This window comes from Leifsonia sp. HAY1-4F (assembly GCF_056755275.1).
In genome coordinates this window covers 1-266 of the sequence record NZ_JBNDHX010000325.1, presented here as the reverse complement: position 1 = coordinate 266, position 266 = coordinate 1, and the positions used below count along the sequence as shown (strand labels likewise).

Annotated in this window: 1 pseudogene; it reads right to left on the bottom strand. The window is 69.2% G+C overall.

Going from position 1 to position 266, the window contains the following annotated elements:
- Nucleotides 1-266 (bottom strand): annotated as a pseudogene (locus tag ACPYOG_RS19695) (NAD-dependent epimerase/dehydratase family protein); the annotation flags it as partial.

The following is a 266-nucleotide window of genomic DNA, read 5'->3' as shown; positions in this document are numbered from 1 at the left end:
CGCGGGAACAATCCATGATGGGCGCGTTGGCCGCCATGTCCACCCAGCCGCCGTCGGTCACCTGCAAGCGCAACCGCCACGTGACGTCGACGACGGCGCGAAGCACCGCAAGCGGGAACGGCAGCAAGCGCCGGGCCTTGAGGGTCCACGCGAGCGCATTGGGGTCGATCACCGGCTCGGCGGCAATGTTGTAAGCTCCCTCGGCCCTGTGCTCCAGCACCCGCCAGTACGCATCCGCGACGTCCGCCGTGTGCACGGCCTGGAAC